At 43.9% G+C, this 4,642-nt stretch carries 3 protein-coding genes; 1 reads left to right on the top strand and 2 read right to left on the bottom strand.

Annotated features, from left to right (window positions below; genetic code table 11):
• Together lptG and VLN09_RS00530 are read right to left on the bottom strand one after the other, a co-directional pair.
• Positions 1-1,189, bottom strand: a 1,189-nt coding sequence (gene lptG, locus VLN09_RS00535; RefSeq protein WP_325243074.1) for an LPS export ABC transporter permease LptG, incomplete at its 3' end; no start/stop codon positions are given.
• Positions 1,189-2,451, bottom strand: coding sequence for an LPS export ABC transporter permease LptF (locus VLN09_RS00530; RefSeq protein ID WP_325243072.1), 1,263 nt, complete (start codon positions 2,449-2,451; stop codon positions 1,189-1,191). The genes lptG and VLN09_RS00530, both read right to left, overlap by 1 nt.
• Before the next feature lie 395 nt (positions 2,452-2,846).
• On the opposite strand from VLN09_RS00530, the gene VLN09_RS00525 reads away from it, so the two are divergent.
• A complete protein-coding gene (locus VLN09_RS00525) occupies positions 2,847-4,508 on the top strand; it encodes a leucyl aminopeptidase (RefSeq protein WP_325243070.1) in 1,662 nt (553 codons plus the stop codon).
• Positions 4,509-4,642 lie beyond the last annotated feature (134 nt).

Here is a 4,642-nt window from a genome sequence, read left to right as displayed (position 1 = left end):
CACTGGCAATAATCGGCAATATCACCATCAGTAATGGCGAAAATCCCGTTGCTAGTGAAACAAAGCCCACCAAATCCTGCACGTAACTAAATAATAAACCAAATAATAGCGCTACGACGATACGCAATCCTAGACTATGCGTACGTAATGAACCAAAGACGAAGGAGCAAGCGACAATCACTAATGACAAGATAGACAAGGGTGATAATAGCTTTTGCCAAAACGCCAGCTCATGACTTAAGGAGCGGGTGCCTTGTTGGCGCATAAACTGACGGTGCTCATATAGCTGGGTCAATGACAAATCCTCAGCTTGACGCGTGAGCAAATACACCGACTTAGGGGCAAATGGCAAACTTAAGGTATCTGACGGTGAGAGCGCTTGGCTGCTCTCAAAACCTTGATTGATAGTAAGCTTGGTCATATTGTTCAGCTGCCACTCATAACGATATTGCTCGCTTGGTTTGCTGCTAGCAGTCGCAAGCGTCTCACGCCCGATATACTGCCCGCCTTCAGCATGAACAGCAGTTTGCAGATTGCCGTTATTATCCAAATGCCAACGCTTTACCTGACCGATATTGCCTTTAACATCAGCATAATCGATATATAAAATATCGCTGCCATCAGGTTTTGTCTTGCCGTCTGTTGTCCCTTCAAAACGCGGCTGCACTGTCCAATAACCACGTACTGAGGTGACCAATGAGCTGTTATCTTCACTGTTAATGGCTTTTGCCAATTGATTAGAATACGGCAACACAAATTGATTGATCATCAACGCCAATACCACAAAAATCAGCGCCGGCTGCAACACCCAACCGACGATACGATAAACACTGACGCCAGCGGCGCGCATCACAACCAGCTCGCTTTTATTAGCCAGTAAGCCCAAACCAACGACTGCACCCAATAAAGCCCCAGTTGGGATAAACTGCTCTAAAAAATAAGGTGAGCGATAAAAAATATATTTAATCGCCTCTCCCATCGTATAGCTATCATCTAGCGAATCAAGCTCAGATAAATAAGAAAATACCAATTGTAGTGCCCAGAGCCCTATGACCGCCGCGATAATCGCTAATAAAGCATTTATCTTGACGTAGCGGCTGAGCACTTTGAGGTTAGTTGGTTTTGGGCTAAGCTTCAGTTTAGCATTTGGCGAATTTGATTTCGAAGATTTAGAGAATAGAGCGCTCATTAGGATTGCCCTCCTTGTGAGCCGCTGTTTTGATTGTCAGCAACCGTCAAAGGCTCATGCTCTGGTTTGCGAAAGCGCAATCGATGCTGTACGCGGCTACCCCAATTCATATAAAGAGCCAATGCTATAAATCCTAAAATCAGCCATGCGTATGCCCAGACGCTAACGCTCCCTTTACCAACCGCGTTTTTGAGCGAAATGATACCGAGCGCACAGCTCACAAATAATAGAATGGAAGGAAATAGACGCAACCAGCGACCTTGACGCGGACGGACTTGCGCCAGTGGCACTGCCAGCATCGGCGCGATAATCATCAGCCAAGGTAACGATAAGCGATAACCAAGCTCACCTTGCGCCGCACGCATAGCATTGTTACTACCCGCTTGGGCACTGCCGGTAGCCGCTTGCCATAACGGACCAATCGCTTGTGTCTCGATATTGTCTTCAGTGATGACTGCTTTTGACGATTCGGTCAAAGTGATGCGGTAACGATCAAAGCCTACCTGATTATATTTCAGACTACCGGCACCGACTTCATAACGCCGACCTTGGAATAAATCCAACTGTGTCACGCCACTATTGCCCGTATCTACTTGTTCAGCACGTTTGGCAAGCGTAATGGTATCTTTACTAATATTGGTATTATTAGCAAGCGCTGTGGGCAGTTCTGGAATATTGAGCTGCTCGGCAGATTTGGCATCGATGTTAGTCAGACTTTCTTTGGGCGCATTGCCATTTTTGGCAGGTTCAGACTGAATCAGTATCACGTCTTGCAATTGCTTTTTATCATCACTCAAACTGCCCACATATAGATGATAATTACCACTGCTGATGAACTGATTGGGGCGGATTAAATCAAACGCACTGGTTAATGCTTGCTGCTGCCAGACACTCTCAGCTGAACGTACCCCCCACGGTTTGCCCACGATGGATAATGCCGCTTCACCCACAAACAATACCAAAATCAATGGGGTCATCAAGCGCCCAAGCCTACCACGTGACACGCCACTGGCATTAATCACTGCCATTTCTTGGTCAACATACAGGCGCCCAAATACCAGCATTAGAGCAATAAAAAATGCCAATGGCAAGATAAGCTCTAAGAAATACGGCAAGTTATAACCAATGATGGTAAATAATAAACCGATATCTAAATTACCTTCAGCTGCGATACCAAAATATCGTATCAAACGACCGCCAAGCATCATCACCACTAAAAAACCCAAGACCAATGCGGTCGTTGAGGCAACTTGTTGGGTCATATAGCGGCGTAATATCACAGTAGGCACTCTTAGCAGTTAGCGTTTATGCGAGTTACCGCATTTTTATAAAGGATTTGAGTCGCTAAAAATCGACTGTATGAAGATAAAAAGACTGACATCAACTGCCCTGCCAATTCTATATAAAATATAATAAAGACTAAGTGCTCGTACGCAGGGAGCCGTGTTTACTATAACCGATAATGCTAGCATATTTTGGTAAAAAATGACGGTGAAATGTGTTTGAAAACATTACCTATACCTTGCTCACTGCGCAGGTGTCAAACGATATGCTACACTACTGTCATGGCTCAAATAACACTATAAGCCAAATGATTTATCAGGATAAACTATCCTAACAGACCCTATATTGTCATCACTCTAATAAGGATAATTATATGAATATTAAATTAACGCAAACTCTACCAAAAACCCATACACAAAAGATTCTGAAAAAAGAAGCCAAAAGTAAAGACGCCGCCTGCCTTGTCGTTTTAATCGATGATAAAAAAAATATCTTAGCTGAGTCGGTATTGAGCGATTATCAAACCCGTATTGAGCAATTGATTGAAGTATCACACTTTAATGGCAAAGCTTGTGAAACCGTTGCTGACTATGCGCTGGCTGGCGATAAAAAAACCACTAAAGAAAACCCAGTACAGCTGTTATTGGTCGGAGTGGGTAATGTTGATAAATTGCGTCATAGTGTCCTAGAAAAAATTGCCAATACTATTTATAAGAGTACTCAAAAGCGTGTTGACTCTATCACTGTCGCATTAGGTGATACCTTAGAAGAAAACCAGTTTGGTCAATTTGCGCTGAGCCTACTGGCAGCAAGCTATCGTTTTGACAAGTACAAATCCGAGCAACAAACGCCTGTTTTAACCGATATCTACTTACTGGCAGATCCGTCTTTAGAAGATTCGTTAAACTTTGCACAAGCGGTCTTTACTGGTCAAAGCTTGACCCGTGATGTCGCCAATGAGCCGGGTAATATCTGTTTCCCAGCGTATATGGCTGAGCAAGCACAGGAACTGGCAGCCACCTATCCTGACCTATTAAAAGTCACCGTATTAGGTGAAGACGAGATGTCAGCACTGGGTATGAACTGCTTCTTATCGGTCGCGCAAGGCTCTACCAAAGAGGGCAAGCTGGTGTTAATGGAATATCGTGGTCAGTCTAATTTTAGTGCTACTGCAGATACTAGCAAAGCCACTACCAACAGTGCAAAAGTTGCAAGCAGCCTAAAAGCACTGGCTGATAAACTACCTAGCAAGAAAGCCGCTAAAAAAGCTGACCAAAATAGCGAAGACAATGCCCAAAGTGCAAACAATGATGCACCTATCGTTCTTGTCGGTAAAGGCGTGACCTTCGATTCAGGTGGTATCTCAATCAAACCGGGTGCGGCGATGGATGAGATGAAATTTGATATGGGTGGCTCTGCTGCGGTGCTCGGTACCCTAAAAGCACTATGTGAAGCGCGTCTACCTATCAATGTTGTCGGTGCACTAGCTTGTGCTGAAAATATGCCATCAGGAGAGGCGACGCGTCCAGGCGATATCATCAGAGCAATGAACGGTAAGTCAGTTGAAATCCTAAATACCGACGCTGAAGGTCGTTTAGTATTGTGCGACACCTTGTGCTACGTACAGAAGTATTATCAGCCAAAAGCCATCATCGATGTCGCAACCTTGACCGGTGCTTGTGTCGTAGCTTTGGGCAATGTGCGCTCAGCAGTCTTTAGTAATGACGAAGATGTGTTGTTTGACTTAGAAAACGCGAGTCATTTATCTGGTGATCTTATCTGGCACATGCCGATGGATGACGAGTATCAAGCGCAGATTGACTCGCCTATCGCTGATATGCAAAATATCGGTGGTAAAGGTGCCGGTGCAGTAACAGCAGCATGTTTCTTATCGCGCTTTATAGAAGAAGGTCAAGCATGGGCGCATTTAGACATCGCTGGTACGGCATGGATTTCAGGTCAAGACAAAGCCGCGACTGGTCGTCCAGTGCCATTATTTATGCAATACTTAAAAAACAGTGCAAATATGGCATAATTTATTAATGAAAACCAATTAATGAAAATCAGTTTATGAAAGTTAGCTTCTATGTATTAACTGAAAATAAAGCCCAAGATATCTTGGGCTTTATTTTCAGTTAATACATAGAAGCTAACTTTCATAAACTGATT

Source organism: Psychrobacter sp., from assembly GCF_035469765.1.
Taxonomy (GTDB): Bacteria; Pseudomonadota; Gammaproteobacteria; order Pseudomonadales; family Moraxellaceae; genus Psychrobacter.
This window is presented reverse-complemented; position numbering and strand designations above follow the sequence as displayed.